The sequence below is a fragment of the Enterococcus sp. AZ167 genome, assembly GCF_051714025.1.
Taxonomy (GTDB): Bacteria; Bacillota; Bacilli; order Lactobacillales; family Enterococcaceae; genus Enterococcus_D; species Enterococcus_D casseliflavus.
Genome location: NZ_JBIORB010000001.1, coordinates 1,927,634 through 1,945,516, shown reverse-complemented (window position 1 = coordinate 1,945,516; position 17,883 = coordinate 1,927,634). Strand labels below are relative to the sequence as shown.

The 17,883-nt window shown below is 45.9% G+C and carries 14 protein-coding genes; 9 read left to right on the top strand and 5 right to left on the bottom strand.

The window, feature by feature from the left end:
• Nucleotides 1–9: 9 nt before the first annotated feature.
• Nucleotides 10–1,014: an ABC transporter substrate-binding protein gene (locus IGJ05_RS09095; protein WP_266167030.1), complete on the bottom strand. Its 1,005-nt coding sequence runs from the start codon at nucleotides 1,012–1,014 to the stop codon at nucleotides 10–12.
• A 232-nt stretch (nucleotides 1,015–1,246) separates the two neighbouring features.
• On the opposite strand from IGJ05_RS09095, the gene chvE reads away from it, so the two are divergent.
• The 4 genes from chvE to IGJ05_RS09075 all read left to right on the top strand — a co-directional run bounded on the left by chvE (nucleotide 1,247) and on the right by IGJ05_RS09075 (nucleotide 5,569).
• On the top strand, nucleotides 1,247–2,347 hold the full coding sequence (gene chvE / locus IGJ05_RS09090; protein ID WP_005231478.1) for a multiple monosaccharide ABC transporter substrate-binding protein: 1,101 nt from the start codon (nucleotides 1,247–1,249) through the stop codon (nucleotides 2,345–2,347).
• 146 nt (nucleotides 2,348–2,493) lie between these two features.
• Nucleotides 2,494–4,023, top strand: coding sequence for a multiple monosaccharide ABC transporter ATP-binding protein (gene mmsA, locus IGJ05_RS09085; protein WP_005231476.1), 1,530 nt, complete (start codon nucleotides 2,494–2,496; stop codon nucleotides 4,021–4,023).
• A gap of 1 nt (nucleotide 4,024) precedes the next feature.
• Entirely contained in the window at nucleotides 4,025–5,221 is a 1,197-nt protein-coding gene (mmsB, locus tag IGJ05_RS09080) for a multiple monosaccharide ABC transporter permease (RefSeq protein WP_266167029.1), read from the top strand.
• 12 nt (nucleotides 5,222–5,233) lie between these two features.
• Nucleotides 5,234–5,569, top strand: a complete 336-nt coding sequence (locus tag IGJ05_RS09075; RefSeq protein ID WP_010748708.1) for a PTS sugar transporter subunit IIB — start codon at nucleotides 5,234–5,236, stop codon at nucleotides 5,567–5,569.
• Nucleotides 5,570–6,081: 512 nt separating this feature from the next.
• On the opposite strand, the gene IGJ05_RS09070 is transcribed toward IGJ05_RS09075, so the two are convergent.
• The 3 genes from IGJ05_RS09070 to IGJ05_RS09060 form a co-directional block, all read right to left on the bottom strand.
• Entirely contained in the window at nucleotides 6,082–7,191 is a 1,110-nt protein-coding gene (locus tag IGJ05_RS09070; protein ID WP_005227260.1) for an ABC transporter ATP-binding protein, read from the bottom strand.
• 107 nt (nucleotides 7,192–7,298) lie between these two features.
• Nucleotides 7,299–8,129 carry a helix-turn-helix domain-containing protein gene (locus IGJ05_RS09065; RefSeq protein ID WP_010748709.1) on the bottom strand — a complete coding sequence of 277 codons (831 nt, stop codon included), beginning with the start codon at nucleotides 8,127–8,129 and terminating at the stop codon, nucleotides 7,299–7,301.
• Between the two features lie 205 nt (nucleotides 8,130–8,334).
• A complete protein-coding gene (locus IGJ05_RS09060; protein WP_081116181.1) occupies nucleotides 8,335–9,201 on the bottom strand; it encodes an SHOCT domain-containing protein in 867 nt (288 codons plus the stop codon).
• A 149-nt stretch (nucleotides 9,202–9,350) separates the two neighbouring features.
• Here IGJ05_RS09060 and IGJ05_RS09055 point away from each other — a divergent pair, with 149 nt between their 5' ends.
• The 5 genes from IGJ05_RS09055 to IGJ05_RS09035 all read left to right on the top strand — a co-directional run bounded on the left by IGJ05_RS09055 (nucleotide 9,351) and on the right by IGJ05_RS09035 (nucleotide 16,780).
• Entirely contained in the window at nucleotides 9,351–10,457 is a 1,107-nt protein-coding gene (locus IGJ05_RS09055) for a GntR family transcriptional regulator (protein WP_375351966.1), read from the top strand.
• Between the two features lie 4 nt (nucleotides 10,458–10,461).
• Nucleotides 10,462–12,057 carry a xylulokinase gene (locus IGJ05_RS09050; protein ID WP_266167027.1) on the top strand — a complete coding sequence of 532 codons (1,596 nt, stop codon included), beginning with the start codon at nucleotides 10,462–10,464 and terminating at the stop codon, nucleotides 12,055–12,057.
• A 19-nt stretch (nucleotides 12,058–12,076) separates the two neighbouring features.
• Nucleotides 12,077–12,772, top strand: coding sequence for an L-ribulose-5-phosphate 4-epimerase (locus IGJ05_RS09045; protein WP_010748713.1), 696 nt, complete (start codon nucleotides 12,077–12,079; stop codon nucleotides 12,770–12,772).
• Nucleotides 12,773–12,791: 19 nt separating this feature from the next.
• On the top strand, nucleotides 12,792–14,216 hold the full coding sequence (araA, locus tag IGJ05_RS09040; RefSeq protein ID WP_266167026.1) for an L-arabinose isomerase: 1,425 nt from the start codon (nucleotides 12,792–12,794) through the stop codon (nucleotides 14,214–14,216).
• Between the two features lie 197 nt (nucleotides 14,217–14,413).
• Complete coding sequence (locus tag IGJ05_RS09035) at nucleotides 14,414–16,780, top strand: phosphoketolase family protein (protein ID WP_438725166.1); 2,367 nt, start codon at nucleotides 14,414–14,416, stop codon at nucleotides 16,778–16,780.
• A gap of 129 nt (nucleotides 16,781–16,909) precedes the next feature.
• On the opposite strand, the gene IGJ05_RS09030 is transcribed toward IGJ05_RS09035, so the two are convergent.
• Nucleotides 16,910–17,830 carry a LysR family transcriptional regulator gene (locus tag IGJ05_RS09030; RefSeq protein ID WP_005227268.1) on the bottom strand — a complete coding sequence of 307 codons (921 nt, stop codon included), beginning with the start codon at nucleotides 17,828–17,830 and terminating at the stop codon, nucleotides 16,910–16,912.
• Nucleotides 17,831–17,883: the final 53 nt, after the last annotated feature.

Below are 17,883 nucleotides of genomic sequence, written 5' to 3'. Positions count from 1 at the left end.
TTCATCTCCTCAATAATTTCTCGGTGGAATCTGATCAAAGTCCATATCATTGGAAAAAACTGTTTCATGGACATAGATTTCACGAGGAATGGCATCGGCGCCGCGAGCCAAGTAGCGCGAGATGGCATTTTTGACGAACACACCAGCATCTGGGTTGCATTCAACGACACAATTGACGATCCCTTGCTTCAATTTGTCGATCATTTCTTTTTGGGCATCGATCGATACGATCACCAAATCCTTCCCTGGCTCAATATCGGTTTTTTCGAGGGCTTCAAGAGCGCCAAGAGTCATCTCGTCATTGTGACTGAACAAGACATCGATCTGCTCCATTTTGCCTTCTGCGATGTATTGTTCAATGACTTCTTTGCCTTTGCGGCGAATGAAGTCACCATTTAGCTCATCTTTGACTTGGATCGTTACATTGTTGTGGGCATAATCACGCTTGATGGTTTCTCGGAACCCTTCTGAGCGCAAATACGTCGGAGAAGTAGCATCCAGTCCCGTCAATTCTAAAACATTGATCGTTTCATTTTGATGTTCTTTATAATAATTGCTGACGTAGAGACCTGCACGATTGCCCTCGGCTTTGAAGCTTGGCCCGATATGAGTCAGAAACAAGGAGGGATCGCTGACGTTGACATGACGGTCCACCACGAAAACGGGAATCCCCGCTTGCGCAGCTTCTTCCAAAATCGGTTCCCAATTGTTTTCCTGAATCGGGGTAAAGACGATGGCATCGACTTGATACACGATAAAACTGCGGATATCTTGAATCTGACGTTCTTGATTCATATAGCCGTTACGATAGAGCACTTCATAGCCTTCCTTCTCTAATTCAGTGCGAATCGATTCGGTGTGGCGCTTGCGCCAGCTGCTTTCTGTTCCCGATTGAGAAAAACCGATCACGATACTTTCTTCCGATGTTTCAGCGGTCGTTTCTTTGACTGTTTGGCAACCAGCCAAGAAAGACAAACACAAACAAAGGAGTAACCCAATTTTTATATTCCTCATTTTTTTCACCTCTATGGTCTATTCTACTAAAAAATACGGAAGCGCTTTACACAAAATATCAAATCAAATAAAAACCAAGGGAATCTTAAAAAATCCAAGATTACGAAAAGAAATGGGGGCAACTGAGTCGTTTTTTCTCAAGAAATCCAAGAAACCTCGAAAAAATCTAAATGTAAGCGATTCCTTAACTGGCTATACTGAGAATGTAAGAAAAAGACATGGAGGGATCACAATGAAAGGTACTTTTGGTAAATTGGTCGTCCTAGCATCCACCTTATTGGTTGGCGGATTGTTAGCAGCTTGTGGGAATGGATCAGACAGCGGGGCAAACGGTGACGGAGACAAAGGATTTGTTGGGATCGCGATGCCGACCAAATCGGCAGAACGGTGGATCGCAGATGGCGACAACATGGTAGAAGAATTAGAGAAGCTCGGCTATAAAACTGACCTGCAATATGGAGAAGACAAAGTAGAAAACCAAGTGGCACAAATTGAGAATATGATCACCAAAGGCGTTGATACTTTAGTGATCGCCTCGATCGATGGTTCGGCACTGACAGACGTGTTGGAAAAAGCCCATAACGAAGATATCACAGTCATCGCCTATGACCGTTTACTGATGAACTCGGAATACGTCGATTATTATGCCACCTTTGATAATTTTGGAGTCGGCGTGCTGCAAGCGTCTTATATTGAAGACAAATTGGGTCTCAAAGACGGTGAAGGACCATTTAACATTGAATTATTCGGCGGCTCTCCAGATGATAACAATGCACTGATCAATTATAATGGGGTCCTTTCGGTCTTCCAACAATACTTTGACAGCGGACAGCTAGTCGTTCCTTCTGGTCAAACCAACTTCAACCAAATCGCTACTTTGCGTTGGGATGGTTCAACTGCGCAAGCTCGGATGGACAACTTGTTGAGTGCCAACTATACGGATCAAACATTGGATGCCGTTCTTTCACCTTATGATCCAATCAGCCTAGGAATCATTTCATCGCTTAAAGGCGTTGGCTATGGTTCTTCCGATAAACCACTACCTGTGATTACCGGTCAAGATGCGACGGTGGCAGGGGTGAAATCGATCATCGCGGGCGAACAGACCCAAACGATTTTCAAAGATACACGGGTGTTGGCGAAAAACACGATCGAAATGATCGAAGCCATCACCAATGGCGAGGAAGTGCCAGTCAACGATACGGAAACCTATGACAATGGCGTCAAAGTCGTACCAACCTACTTGTCAAATCCCGTTTCTGTGGATAGCGACAACTACAAAGAAGAACTGATCGATACCGATTACTATACAGAAGAAGAGCTAGGCATTTAAGCAAGAAGCGCTGATCCAGCGAGAAAAGATACTAGTTTCCCCGAAAGCAGTAGGGAAGAACGAATCATCCCCAATATTCGTTCTTTCCGCTTTTCTTACAAAGGCAGCGCACCACTTTTACATAAAAAGGAAAAGGGTGAAAGAACATGGCAGATAATATTTTGATGATGAAAGGCATCGTCAAAGAGTTTTCAGGGGTTCGCGCCCTTGATAACGTCAACCTCTCGATCGAGCGAGGAGAGATCCACGCACTGTGTGGAGAAAATGGCGCTGGCAAGTCCACGCTGATGAATGTCTTAAGCGGACTCTATCCTTACGGCAGCTATGACGGAGAGATCTATTATGAAGGGGAGTTATGCAAGTTCAAAGATTTGCGAGACAGTGAGGACAAAGGAATCGTTATTATTCATCAAGAGTTAGCATTAAGTCCTTACCTGTCGATCAAAGAAAATATCTTTCTAGGAAACGAACAAGCCAAACACGGCATCATTGATTGGGATCTGACCGAAAAGAAAACAGACAACCTCTTAAAGATTGTTGGCTTGAAATTAGACCCGAATACGCTGGTTTCACAAATCGGTGTCGGGCATCAACAGCTGGTGGAAATTGCCAAAGCATTTTCAAAATCCGTCCGATTGTTGATTTTAGATGAGCCAACCGCGGCGTTGAATGAAGAAGAAAGTGCCAATCTGTTAGAGCTGATCAAAGAGTTCCGCAACCAAGGGATCACCTCGATCATCATCTCCCACAAGTTGAATGAAATCGTCAATGTGGCGGATCGCATCACGATTTTACGTGACGGGCAAACGATCGAGACGCTGAGTGGTGCCGAAATCTCTGAAGAGCGCATCATTCGCGGCATGGTTGGCCGAGATTTGACCAATCGCTACCCAGAGCGGAACCCCACTATTGGTGAACCGTTTTTTGAAGTCAAAAATTGGACGGTCCATCATCCAATCGACCATACCCGTGTGGTGAATGAGAATTTGAACTTGATGATCCGCAAAGGAGAGATCATCGGCATCGCCGGTTTGATGGGTGCGGGACGGACAGAGTTTGCCATGAGTGTCTTCGGTCATTCCTACGGCAGTTCGATTTCGGGGGAAGTCTATAAAGACGGCCAACCGATTTCTGTCAAAGACGTGCCAACCGCCATCAAAAATGGGTTAGCCTATGTGTCGGAAGATCGAAAAGCGCTGGGTTTGAATCTGCTGATGGATATTCGCGAGAATACCACCATTGCTAGTCTTGCCAAAATCAGCCGCCAAGGGGTCATCGATAAAGAAAAAGAAGTCACGATGGCTGAAGAATTCCGCAAAAAAATGCGGACGAAAACCAATTCGATCTATCAAAACGTCGGCAGCTTGAGCGGCGGGAATCAGCAAAAAGTCGTTTTGGCAAAATGGCTGATGACCACACCAGACATCTTATTTTTAGATGAACCGACCCGTGGGATCGATGTCGGGGCGAAATACGAAATCTATACGATCATCGAAGAGATGGCAGCAGCTGGCAAAGCCATTTGCATCATCTCCTCGGAGCTGCCAGAACTATTAGGCATGTGTGACCGAATCTATACGATGAACGAAGGCCGCTTCACTGGCGAGGTCCTGCGGGAAGAGGCGGACCAAGAACGATTGATGAATCTAATGACATTAGAAGAGAGTGGGGTTTGAGATGGAAACAACCAATAAATTAAAAAAAGAACGCAGCCATTCGCTGAAAGAAAAGGCACTGGAAATCTTTAGCAAATACAGTATGATCATTATCTTAGCAGTGCTGCTGGTGGCCTTTCAGCTCATGACCGACGGGATTTTCTGGCGGCCGCTGAATATCACCAACCTCGTGTTGCAAAACAGTCATATTCTCGTTTTGGCAGCTGGTATGCTCTTGGTCGTCTTGTTAGGACACGTTGATTTATCCGTAGGGTCCGTGATGGCGTTTGTCGGTGCGATTGCAGGCGTCTTAATGGTCAATAACGGCATCAGTCCTTGGCTGGCAGTGCCTCTTTGCTTACTGATGGGCGCAGTGATCGGTGCCTGGCAAGGCTTCTGGGTCGCGTATGTCGGTATCCCAGCATTTATCGTGACCTTGTCTGGTTTACTGATGTTTCGAGGACTGACCCAAGTCGTCTTAGGTGGTCAATCATTGGCGCCGTTTCCCAAGGCATTCCAACAAATTTCTACTGGGTATTTGCCAGATATTGCAGGCGGTCAGATCCATTTACTTTCCATGATTTTAGGTGTAGTGATCACGGGCATCATGATTTTAGGCCAATGGCGGACCCGTGAGCGTCGCAAAAAAAATCTTTTTGAAGTGGAATCAATGGCAGCATTTGCCTTTAAAGCCGTCTTTACTGCGGTCGTATTTCTCGGCGCTACCTATATCTTTGCCTCTTATCAAGGGTATCCGATCATTTTGATCGTCTTAGGGGTGATCGTGGCTGCTTATGGCTTTTTGACTAACAAAACCGTTGCTGGTCGTCAAATCTATGCAACCGGCGGCAACAAAAAAGCAGCCGAACTTTCTGGGATCAAGACGAAGAAAATCACCTTCTGGGTCTTCGTGAACATGGGGATGATGGCAGCTTTGGCGGGCTTGGTTTTAGCCGCTCGGTTGAACGCAGCCACCCCGCAAGCAGGAACGTCAATGGAATTAGATGCAATGGCCGCAGTGTATTTCGGCGGTGCTTCCACCTCAGGCGGTATTGGTACTGTGATGGGCGCGATCGTTGGTGGGCTCGTGATGGGTGTCTTAAACAATGGGATGTCGATCTTAGGAGTCGGTGTCGATTGGCAGCAAGCCATCAAAGGATTGATTTTGCTGCTGGCCGTCGTGTTGGATATCTACAATAAGAAAAAGAAAATATCGTAGGAGGGCCTGTTTATGGAGGAACAAGCACAAAAGACGATTTTATTGATTTGTACCGCAGGTATCACTACGGGTCTCTTAGTGAAAAATATGCAGCGAGCTGCAGATGAAAAAGGATTAGCCGTGCATATCTATTCGGCACCAGCCATCATTGCTGAACAGATCCTGCAGCAGCAGACTGTCGATGCCTTGCTGATCGGTCCGCAGTCGAAGTACGAAGTCAATCGATTGAAAGACTTTCTCATGGTCAAAGCGGTGCCTTATAAATTGATCAAAGAAACAGATTACGAGTTGTTAGATGGCGAAGCTGTCCTGGCAGACAGCCTGACCCTCTTGCAAAACGATCGCTAACCAGCAGCTTGGCAAAAAGCTAGGTGGTCAGCAGTTGAATAGGCTCCCCAGAGTAGTGCTTGTCATCCCCTACAAGCACTACTCTTTTTGTGGTGCTTTTTTGCCTACACTAGCCAAGAAAGCCCCTCTTAAGCAGCAATGCGTGGCAAGCCCGTTGGTTCGTTTTCTCGTGTTTAGGACATCGCATCATAGACAAACAAAAGAGAAGTTGAGGGGGAAGAGGACGAAGCTGACACCACGCGTATGTTGTCTAAAGGCAAGTGATGGGCGAGTGTTTCACGTACTTAAAGCATCGAGGCTGTGGGCGGTAGAAGGGGGGAAATGAGCTGCTTACACCGCTTCTGGTTTCTCGTTCGTAACTAAGCGTTTCGTAGGAAACACAACGAAACCCAAAAACAGACAGTCTGCTGACTGTCTGTTTTTAGGGGATACAAATAAGGAATAAAAGTGGATATTAGTTAAATGCGACTGCCTAGGGGGCAAATCCGAGAACAGTGCATGGTAACTACAAATTAAGGAAGTGTGATGACATTTTCTGAATCTTTGTCGAAGAAGTGTGCTTTGTTGATGTTGAAAGCCAAATCAACTGTTTCACCTGGACGGTGGAAGTCACGAGCATCAACTTTCGAGATAAATTCAGTCGCACCTACGCGTGTATAAAGCATCGTTTCTGCACCTAATAATTCAGATACGACTACTTCGGCACGTACAGTTGCTTCAGGAGAAGCTTCCAATGCGATTTGTTCACTGTGAATATCTTCTGGACGAATACCAAAGACTAATTGTTTGCCTTCGTACCCTTTTTCCACAAGAATCTTGTTCTTGCCTTCAGGAATACGTAAGTTCAAGCTTTGTCCATCAGAGATCATACCGTTTTTCAACGTAACATTGAAGAAGTTCATTGCTGGTGAACCGATAAAGCCGGCAACGAAAATGTTTTTCGGTGTGTTGTAGACTTCTTTTGGTGAACCGATTTGTTGAATGAAGCCATCTTTCATGATAACGATCCGGTCAGCCATGGTCATCGCTTCTGTTTGGTCATGGGTTACATAGATCGTCGTTGTTTCTAAACGTTGGTGTAATTTTGCGATTTCCGCACGCATGGCAACCCGCAATTTCGCATCTAAGTTTGACAACGGCTCATCCATCAAGAAGACTTTGGCATCACGGACGATGGCACGGCCTAGGGCAACCCGTTGACGCTGACCACCTGAAAGGGCAGCTGGTTTACGATCTAAGTATTCTGTCAATCCTAAGATCTCAGCGGCATTTTCTACCCGTTTTTTAATTTCTTCTTTGTCGTATTTACGCAATTTCAAACCAAATGCCATGTTGTTGAAAACAGTCATATGGGGATACAATGCGTAGTTCTGGAAAACCATCGCGATGTCGCGGTCTTTTGGTGCCACATCGTTCATTACTTTTCCACCGATGCTCAATTCGCCTTCAGAAATATCTTCTAAACCAGCGATCATTCGAAGCGTTGTTGATTTTCCGCAACCAGAAGGTCCAACGAAAACGATGAATTCGCGATCTGCGATATCTAAATTAAAATCAGTTACCGAATACGCATCATTATTATCATATTTTTTGTGGATATTTTTTAAGGCCATTTCTACCATTGGGATTACCTCTTTCCATTTAGTTTACATGAACATCATAAATGAAAACGCTTCGAAGGTGCAACGGAAACATGCACAAGAAAAAAACGTTTTCTTGTGCATGTTGTTTAATTGCTCTGATGGGTGAACTGATCGATCAATAAATAGCAAAGCAGCAGATCATCCATATTTTTTAAATTTAAACGTGTCAGTGTTTGAAACTTATCGATCTTATATAGGAGAGAATTCCGATGCATGAACAGTTCTTTGGCTGTGGAGCTTGCATTGCCTTGATTGCGCCACAGTGATTGAATGATCGTTTCGGTCTCTTCTTCAAACCAATCTAGATATAAGGTACGAAACAAGGAAATATACTCGGAAAAGCCGTTGCGAAAAAGAGAGAAGACCACTTTGGGCAGATCCATACTTTTACTGGTGGTTTTCGTTTTTAACTCATTTTTGAACAGGGTAGACTCACTTGCCCATAAGGTAGTGAAATCGTGGCGCGGATGATGGAAAGGACCGACGAACAGCTGAGAATAGCAGTCGAAATCCATATCCAAAGCGACGAATAAGCCGTCGAGATCTTCGATGGGCAAATTGGCACCATCTTGTTTTTCTACGATCACTGCATGGTCTTCGGTGAGGAAAAAAAGATCCACCACGCTAGGGAGCATTTGCTGAATCTCTGCGAGCCATTCGGATTGCAAAGAGTCGATGGTTCGGGTGAAATGAACTTGCAGCAGGCGAATCCACTCCGGCTCTTGAACGGGCTGATGTTCAAATAAAATCGGATACCATGGATGGTTTCGGTTATCGATTTCTGGTTGCAAAGAGCCGTTTCCCAGTTGGATCAGCAATTTTTCACTGTCACTTAATTGGTCAGTTGGCAGCCAAATATATTTTTTGCCGAATGCGATGGATTCGATATCCTTCGTTGTGGCAACTTTGTCATGCAACGTTGCCTGGGGGAAACGTGCTTTGATGTCATTAAAAGAAAAAATGAGAAAGACCTCCTTTGAGATACTCTACGTATTCTTCATTTAGTATAGCATGTTCTAAAAAAACCGTTCAAAATTTTCCCAGGAAAAAAGCACAGCCCTTCACCGAAAGCTCTGCCTTCTCATGGCAGGAGGGCGGCTTTTTTCTCCGAAGTGATTGCTTCTATAATCCTAACAGTTGTTTTTTCTTGAATGCAAATTCTTCTTCAGTCAAAATTCCTTCGTCGACCAGCACTTTTAGTTCGCGTAGTTCAGCAATGAGCGCTTCCGTCGGCTTCGCAGCTGGCGGCGGCGATGGGTTCGTTAACGGGACCGACCGCTCCCGAGGGAAGTTGGTGAGGTAGCGCTGTATGATCCGAGCAATCACCAGGTCTTTTTCGGCAAAGCAAAGAGAGTGATTCGGTTCCATTCGTCTGAAGGAATGGGTTTCTCTGATCGCTCCGCCGCCAATATACAATTCTAAAAAGCCATTGCCTTTCCAAAGACCTGATTCAGCAACTTCTTTCAAATTGACACTGGTAATTTGGGGAATCTGCAGAACCTGTTTCGCTTTCTTCTTGTAATCGATGATTGTGAGGGTATCTTCTGAAATGACCCAAGCATCACGATAATGATAGGAAAGTAATTTGATTTTTCCAGCCTCTTCATCCACGTAACTTTTGGCTGATTGCCCACCAAGTGCTGCCAAATGATCCGTTAAAAATTCATAGGCTTTTTGGGCATCGATTCGATTGGTGAAATAGAGCAATTGAGAATTACCTGGTACCTGTAGTCGGAGGTAGTCCACTAAGAGACCTTTGCCTATATGTAATTCCACATCGGCAATTTTTGCCATGGGGATCTTTTCATCTGGGATTTTTGGATGGGTGTTGTTTATCCAGACGCCTTTTTTCGTAATGATCCAACGACAGCTGGCATCATGTCTGCGATTTTCTCGATATTTTTTTGAATACAAAATAATGGGTTCCTCGTAGGTTTCATTAGGTGTTCTCGTCAAAATACTTACCTCCTTAAACGTAATAAGCAACATTTTATTCAATTATACAACAAATAGTGTTTTGATTCGTTTAATTCTGATGAAAATAAAGGGAATTTATCATTTATCTTCTTTTCGTTAGGTTTTTTTAGAAAAAAAGCCATAGCAGCAATTGACACGGAAGCGGTTTCTTGGTATCTTAGATGTACGGACAACTTTTGAAAGATGGGATTAAAATGGCGAATAAGTACGAACAACTTGCGGATATCTTAAGAGAAAAGATCCGCTTAGGCACCTATCATGAAGGCGATGCGATCCCTTCAGAAGCAACCTTACAGGAAGAATTTCATTATAGCCGCCACACGGTGCGCCAAGCGATCGCTGTTTTGGTCAATGAAGGCTATTTAAGAAAAGAACGGGGCTCAGGCACCTACGTTTCAAAACCTGAGACTATCAATCATAAAAACCGCAAAACGATTGGGATCATCATGACCTATTTGTCTGATTATATTTTCCCTTCGATCATGCGCGGCGTGGAACAGACATTGCGGGAGCAAGGTTATTCACTGCTTCTAGGATCAACCAACAATGACCATGAGCAAGAAAGAGCGTGCTTGCAGCAAATGATGGATCAAGGGGTAGACGGGTTGATCGTTGAGCCAACGAAGAGCAGCCAGTACAACCCGAATCTTGCCTATTATGTCGCCCTCCAAGAAGCTGGGATTCCTCTCGTCATGATCAATGCCTATTATGAAGAACTAGACTTGCCGCATATTTGTGTCAACGATACACGTTCTGGTTTTTTAGCAACCAATTATTTATTAGAACAACAGCATCAGCAGTTGATGATGATCACGAAAATCGATGACTTACAAGGGAAATATCGGATGAAAGGGTTTGTCAAAGCATTGACCCAAGCCAAGCGGACGTTTGCAGCAGAAGACGTCTTGACGTATACGACGGAGACGAAAGAAGCCGTTATTGAACAAGCGATCCAGCGCTTGACGGCTGCCGATAATCAAGTCACAGGCATCGTTTGTTACAACGATGAGATCGCGCATCGCTTGATTCAAGCATTGACGGCTGCTGGGAAGAACGTTCCTACTGATTTTTCGATCGTGGGTAACGATGACTCGCCTCTTAGCACCTTGTCCACACCGACGATCACCACACTGACTCACCCGAAAGAAGCGATGGGGGAATTGGCGGCACAATGGATCACTACAGGTAAGGCAACAGAAGCGCAACGCTTTTATTTTGAACCGGAGCTGATCGTTCGCGGTTCAGTCAATAACCAAAAAGGAGAATAAGAAGATGACGCAACAAGTAAGGCAAGCAATTATTGACGGGCGCACGTCTCTTGGGATCGAGCTAGGCTCGACACGGATCAAAGCTGTCTTGATCGATGAGCAGTTTCAGACGATCGCTTCAGGTAGCTTTGAATGGGAAAATCAATTGGAGCAAGGGATTTGGACCTACTCACTAGAGGCGATTTGGCAAGGACTGCAAGCCAGCTACCAAGAGTTGGCGCACAACATCCAACAGCAATTCGAGGTACCTTTGACGACGATCGGCAGTATCGGTTTTTCTGCAATGATGCACGGCTATATGGCTTTTGATCAGCAAGGCACGCTGTTGGTACCTTTTCGGACATGGCGCAATGCGATCACGGAAGAAGCAGAAAAAGCCTTGACGGCATTGTTCCAATACAACATCCCGCAGCGTTGGAGTATCGCGCATTTGTATCAAGCGATTTTGAATCAAGAAGCCCACGTCCCAGAGGTTGCTTTTTTCACTACCTTAGCCGGCTATGTCCATTGGCAGCTGACAGGGGAAAAAGTTATCGGAATCGGCGATGCATCAGGGATGTTCCCAATCGACAGTACGACAAAAAACTATGATGCGAATATGCTGCAGCAATTTGATGCACAAATCAGCAGTCAGGGGTATCCTTGGCAGATCAAAGACCTTTTGCCGCAAGTGTTGACAGCAGGCGAACCAGCCGGCACATTGACGGCAGAAGGGGCAAAAAAACTCGACCCAACTGGTACTTTGCAAGCTGGCATCCCGTTATGTCCGCCAGAAGGCGATGCGGGCACTGGCATGGTTGCCACGAATAGTGTGGCACAGCGAAGCGGGAATGTTTCAGCCGGGACGTCTGCTTTTGCCATGATCGTCTTAGAAGAACCCTTAACTAAAGTGTATCCAGAGATCGATTTGGTCACGACGCCTTCTGGTGATTTGGTGGGGATGGTCCATACGAATAACTGTACCTCGGAGATCAATGCCTGGGTCAAACTTTTCCGCGAATTTGCCGATGCAGCTGGAATGAAACTTTCCACGGAAGAATTGTTTGCGACCTTATTCAACGAAGCATTGAAAGGGGATTCAGACTGTGGCGGGATGCTTTCTTATGGCTATTATTCTGGTGAAAATATCACTAAGATCCCTGAAGGACGGCCGCTTTTCGTCCGATCGCCAGAAAGTTCTTTTAATTTAGCAAATTTCATGCGCTTACATCTGTTTAGTGCCTTTGGTGCGATGAAGATCGGGATGAAGATTCTGGAAGCCGAAGACGTCGCTATTGATCGAATCGTTGGTCACGGTGGGATCTTCAAGACGCCAGAAGTTGCCCAACGTGTCTTGGCAGCTGTCATGGAAGCCCCAGTCACGGTCATGGAAACGGCTGGTGAAGGCGGCGCCTGGGGGATCGCCCTTTTAGCAGCGTACCTTCGCCGTCACACGCCAGAACAATCCTTGGCCGCATTCTTAGCAGATCAAGTGTTTAAAAATGACCACGGCGTGACCTTAGCCCCGACAGAAGCCGACATTCAAGGGTTCACCGTCTTTACCCAACGTTACCAAGCAGGGTTGCCGATCGAGCAAGCGGCAATCGATGCGTTGATTTAAAAAGAAAGAAGGGAATTTTGTGTTAGAAGGATTAAAAGAAGAAGTCTTTCAGGCCAATTTGGCATTGCCGAAGCAAGGATTGATCAAATACACTTGGGGCAATGTGTCAGCAGTGGATCGCCAACAGCAATTGTTTGTCATCAAACCTAGCGGTGTTGACTATGAAACCATGCAAGCCAGTGATATGGTGGTTTGTGATTTTGAGGGCAACGTAGTGGAAGGAGCGAAAAATCCTTCCTCCGATACGCCAACGCATGCCGTTTTATACAAAGCATTTCCAGAAATTGGTGGGATCGTCCATACCCATTCTACTTGGGCGACGAGCTGGGCTCAGGCAGGACTCGATTTGCCAGCGATGGGCACAACCCATGCCGATACGTTTTATGGAGCAGTCCCCTGTGCCCGCTTTTTGACGCAAACCGAGATCGATGAAGGCTATGAAGCACAAACAGGACAGGTGATCGTCGAAACCTTTAAGGAACGCGGCATCACGCCAGAAGAAATTCCTGGTGTCTTGCTTCACGGTCATGGACCATTTACCTGGGGCAAAACGGCGGATGCGGCGGTGATGAACGCAGTGGTCTTAGAAGAAGTCGCTAAGATGAATTTTATCACGCGTCAGCTGAACAGTTACGCACCCGAATTGCCGCAGCGGGTCTTAGACAAACATTATTTACGCAAACATGGAGAAAATGCCTATTACGGGCAAAAATAACGAAAAAGGAGCAAGTAGAATGTTAGAAATCGGGAAAAAAGAATTTTGGTTCGTCGTAGGATCACAGCACTTATACGGAGAAGAAGCGTTACAAGAAGTACGGGACCATGCAGAAGAAATGGTCAAAAGCTTAAATGACAGCTCAAAGCTGCCTTATCCAGTCGTTTTACAAGAACTCGCTGTTACTGCCGATACGATTACGAAAATCATGAAAGAAGTCAACTATCGGGATGAAGTCGCTGGGGTGATCACCTGGATGCACACCTTCTCACCAGCAAAAATGTGGATTCGCGGCACGAAATTATTACAAAAACCATTGCTGCACCTTGCCACTCAATACAATGAACAAATTCCATGGGAAACCATCGATATGGACTTTATGAACTTGAACCAAGCGGCTCATGGTGACCGAGAATATGGATTTATCAATGCTCGTTTGAAAAAGCAAAACAAAATCGTTGTCGGCTATTGGAAAAATGAAGCCATCCAAAAAGAAATCGCTGCTTGGATGGACGTGGCAGTCGGCTACAATGAAAGCTTCCAAATCAAAGTCGCTCGTTTTGGCGACAACATGCGTAACGTTGGGGTGACCGAAGGCGATAAAGTCGAAGCACAGATCCAATTTGGCTGGACCGTTGATTATTTTGGGATCGGCGATTTGGTTCAAGTCGTCGATGCGGTGACTGACGAAGAAGTCGATGGACTCTTTGAAGAATACAGCCAGCTGTATGATTTCGATTATGGCGATTACGACAAAGAAGAATGGGCACGTCATGTCAAAGCCCAAGCCAAACAAGAAATCGGTCTGCGCCGCTTCCTTGAAGCAGGCGGCTATACGGCATTTACCACGAACTTTGAAGACCTATATGGTATGCAGCAGTTGCCTGGTTTAGCTGTACAACGTTTGATGGCAGAAGGCTATGGGTTTGCTGGTGAAGGGGACTGGAAAACCGCCGCTATTGACCGCTTGATGAAAATCATGGCCCACAATAAGGCGACTGGCTTTATGGAAGACTATACCTATGAGCTGACACCAGGAAAAGAAGCCATCTTGCAATCCCACATGATGGAAGTCGATCCAGTATTAGCAGCCAACAAACCAAAAATCGTGGTTTCGCCATTGTCGATGGGGGATCGTGAAGACCCAGCCCGACTCGTCTTTGACGGCCAAGGCGGCGAAGGTGTCGTGGTTTCGATGGCAGACTTTGGCACCCACTACAAATTATTGATCAATGAAGTCGATGCCTTTGAGCCAACTGAAGAAGCACCAAAACTACCGGTTGCACGAGTAATGTGGACACCAAAACCAAACTTCCACGATGGCGTCAAACAGTGGATCGAAACAGGCGGTGGCCATCACACCGTCGTCTCACTTGTCCTAAATTCTGATCAGATCGAAACATGGGCGAAGCTTGTGGGATTAGAATACGTAACGATCAAATAAGTACCCAATCACAAAAGAAACCGTTGGCGATGGTCGGCGGTTTCTTTGCGTTTTTCTTAAGCTTTCTTGCCTTCTATCTGCAAAGTGCGGATAAGCAGACCCCTGAAAGCACCAGCAATCAGCAAAATTGACTTTTAAATATAGGGGGCATAGACTTTTATGTAAGAGTGGAACAATGGACTAAAAGGAGGAGCACAATGAAGACAACCTACGATACACCAGAGTATTATCAGAAAATGAACGCTTGGTGGCGAGCAGCCAACTACCTTTCCGTTGGTCAGATTTATTTGAAAGACAATCCCTTATTGCGCCGCCCCATCGAAGAAAAAGATTTGAAAGTGAATCCGATTGGTCACTGGGGAACGATCGCAGGACAAAATTTTATTTACACCCATCTCAATCGCGTCATCAATAAGTACGACTTAAACATGTTTTATATCGAAGGACCAGGCCATGGCGGACAAGTCATGGTTGCGAATGCTTATTTAGACGGCAGCTACAGCGAGATCTATCCAAAAGCCACCCAAGACGAAGCAGGGATGAAACATCTATTCAAAACCTTCTCTTTCCCAGGTGGGATCGCTTCTCATGCGGCACCTGAAACGCCAGGTTCGATCCATGAAGGCGGCGAGCTAGGCTATTCCATCGCCCACGCTACTGGAGCTATTTTAGACAATCCCGATGTCATTGCAGCAGTAGTGGTCGGTGATGGCGAAGCCGAAACTGGACCATTAGCGGGCAGCTGGTTTTCAAATACCTTTATCAATCCAGTCAATGATGGCGCAATTTTGCCTATCTTGCATTTGAATGGCGCCAAGATTGCCAATCCAACGATCTTGGCTCGTAAAAGCGATCAAGATCTCACGAAATATTTTGAAGGCATGGGTTGGACCCCTTATTTCGTAGAAGGGGACGATCCAGAAGCCGTTCATCCGCAATTGGCACAGAAAATGGATCAAGCCATCGAACAGATCCACGCGATCCAAGCAGAAGCCCGCAAAGGTTCTGCGGAAGAAGCCGCTATGCCTCATTGGCCTGTTTTGATCGTTCGCACACCGAAAGGCTGGACTGGACCGAAAGTCTGGGATGGCGAGCCGATTGAAGGGGGCTTCCGTGCCCACCAAGTGCCGATCCCGGTCAATGCGAAACATATGGAACACGTGGATGCTTTGACGGATTGGCTGCAGTCTTATCGTCCAGAAGAGCTTTTTGACGAAAACGGCCGCATCAAAGCTGAGATTCAAGAATTGGCGCCAAAAAGGGAGCAACGGATGGCGGTCAATCCGATCACCAATGGGGGGATCGATCCGCAACCGCTACGCTTGCCAGATTGGCAAGCACATGCCATTGCGATTGAGACACCTGGGGAAACGACTGCCCAAGACATGATGGTCTTTGGGAAATTTGCCCGTGACATCATCAAAGAAAATCCTGACAACTTCCGCATCTTTGGCCCAGATGAAGCCAAATCCAATCGGTTGAACCATGTGTTTGAAGTCACGGATCGCCAATGGTTGGAGCCAAAACATCCTGATTACGATGAATGGCTGTCTTCAGTGGGCCGTGTGATTGATTCACAATTATCAGAGCATCAAGCAGAAGGCTTCTTGGAAGGCTATGTGCTGACGGGTCGTCATGGCTTCTTTGCCAGCTACGAGTCATTCTTAAGAGTCGTTGATTCTATGATCACGCAACACTTCAAATGGTTACGAAAAGCCCATGATCTTGACTGGCGCAACCCGTACCCCTCATTGAATTTGATTGCTTCATCAACGGTCTTCCAACAAGACCATAATGGGTACACCCACCAAGATCCAGGGATCATGACCCATATTGCAGAGAAAAAAGCCGACTTTGTGCGGGTCTACTTGCCAGCCGACGCTAATAGCTTGATGGCTGTCATGGCAGAAACGCTCGCTTCTGAAGAAAAGATCAATCTAGTGGTCTCTTCAAAACACCCACGTCCGCAGTTTTATTCGGCGGATGAAGCGAAAGTGCTTGTCAAAGATGGCTTGAAAGTCATCGACTGGGCATCGACAGATGAAGAACAAGAACCCGATATTGTGATCGCAGCTGCTGGGACGGAACCGAATTTGGAAGCTTTAGCCGCTGTTTCCTTGCTGATTGAAGCCTTCCCAGAGTTGAAAGTCCGCTTCATCAATGTGGTTGATCTATTGAAATTGCGTCGTCCAGCAGTCGATCCTCGTGGGTTGAGCGATGAAGCATTCGAAGCCTACTTTACGAAAGACAAACCGATCGTGTTTGCTTTCCACGGGTATGAAGGACTGATTCGCGATATCTTCTTTGGCCGTCGCAACCAACAGCTTCATATTCATGGGTACCGAGAAAATGGCGACATCACGACACCGTTTGATATGCGGATCCTTTCTGAATTGGATCGCTTCCACTTAGCCAAAGACGCCGCCGAATGGGTCTATGGAGAAAAAGCAACGGACTTTGCCCAAAAAATGGCAGACACCGTTGCGTATCACCATGACTTTATTCGAGAAAACGGCTATGATATCGCCGAAGTCGAAGAGTGGGAATGGAAACCATTGCGTTGATTTATTCTCCACAACGCCAACGTAAGACAGTTTAAGAACAAAAAAAGCACAAAAGAAACAAAACGATCCGCAACAGGGTCGGGACACCTTACTAAGGTAGCCCGACCGACTGTCTGCGGATCGTTTTTTTTAAAAGACGTCGAAACCGTAGTTTTTGATATGCTGCTTCAACAAGGCGAGATAGTCCAAAGCCATCTCACTCAGTTCCATTTTCTTGTGTTTTAGGTAACCTAGTGTCATCGCATCATCGACTTCCAAAGGGATCGCAACGATTTTTTCATCATTCAGCTCACTGCTGATGATCCCAGAGCTGATGGTATAGCCGTTGAGACCCACCATCAAATTGAAGATCGTGGCACGATCGCTGATGCGGATGTGTTTTTTGCGCTGTAAAGTGCTTAAGATCTCTTCAGAAAAGTAGAAGGAATTGGTTTCCCCTTGTTCGTACGACAGATAGGTATATGGTTCCAAATCAGCTAATGTGATGCTTTTTTTCTGAGTCAGGGGATTTTCTCGGCCGATGAAGACGTGGGGTTTGGCTTCAAATAAAGGAATGAATTGCAGGTCTTTTTCGTGGATCAAACGGGTCAAGACCGTTGTGTTGAAATCATTCAGATAAATGACCCCTAATTCGCTCTTAAACGTCTGGATATCATCCAGTACATTTTGTGTCTGGGTCTCCCGCAAGGTGAATTGAAATTCATCTTCCCCTAACTGTTTGACCAGCTCCACGAAGGCGTGGACGACGAAGGCATAGTGTTGTGCGGAAACACTGAAAACATGCTTGCGATGGCTGTCTTTGCGAAAGCGTTCGTCCAAGAGATTGACTTGGTCTAAAACATTTCGAGCATAGTTGAGAAAGGAACGGCCATCATCGGTCAAGGTCACCCCTAATTTACTGCGGTAAAACAGCTGCAGATCATACTCTTTTTCCAACTCTTTCATGGCTTGAGAGAGGGAGGGCTGACTGATGAAAAGCTGTTTGGCGGCTTCATTGAAAGAGCCAGTTTCTACGATTTTTTCCAAATATTCAAGCTGCTGGATACGCATGGGATACAACCTCCTTTTTATGTTATAGGTATTGCCTATGGAATATACAAGTT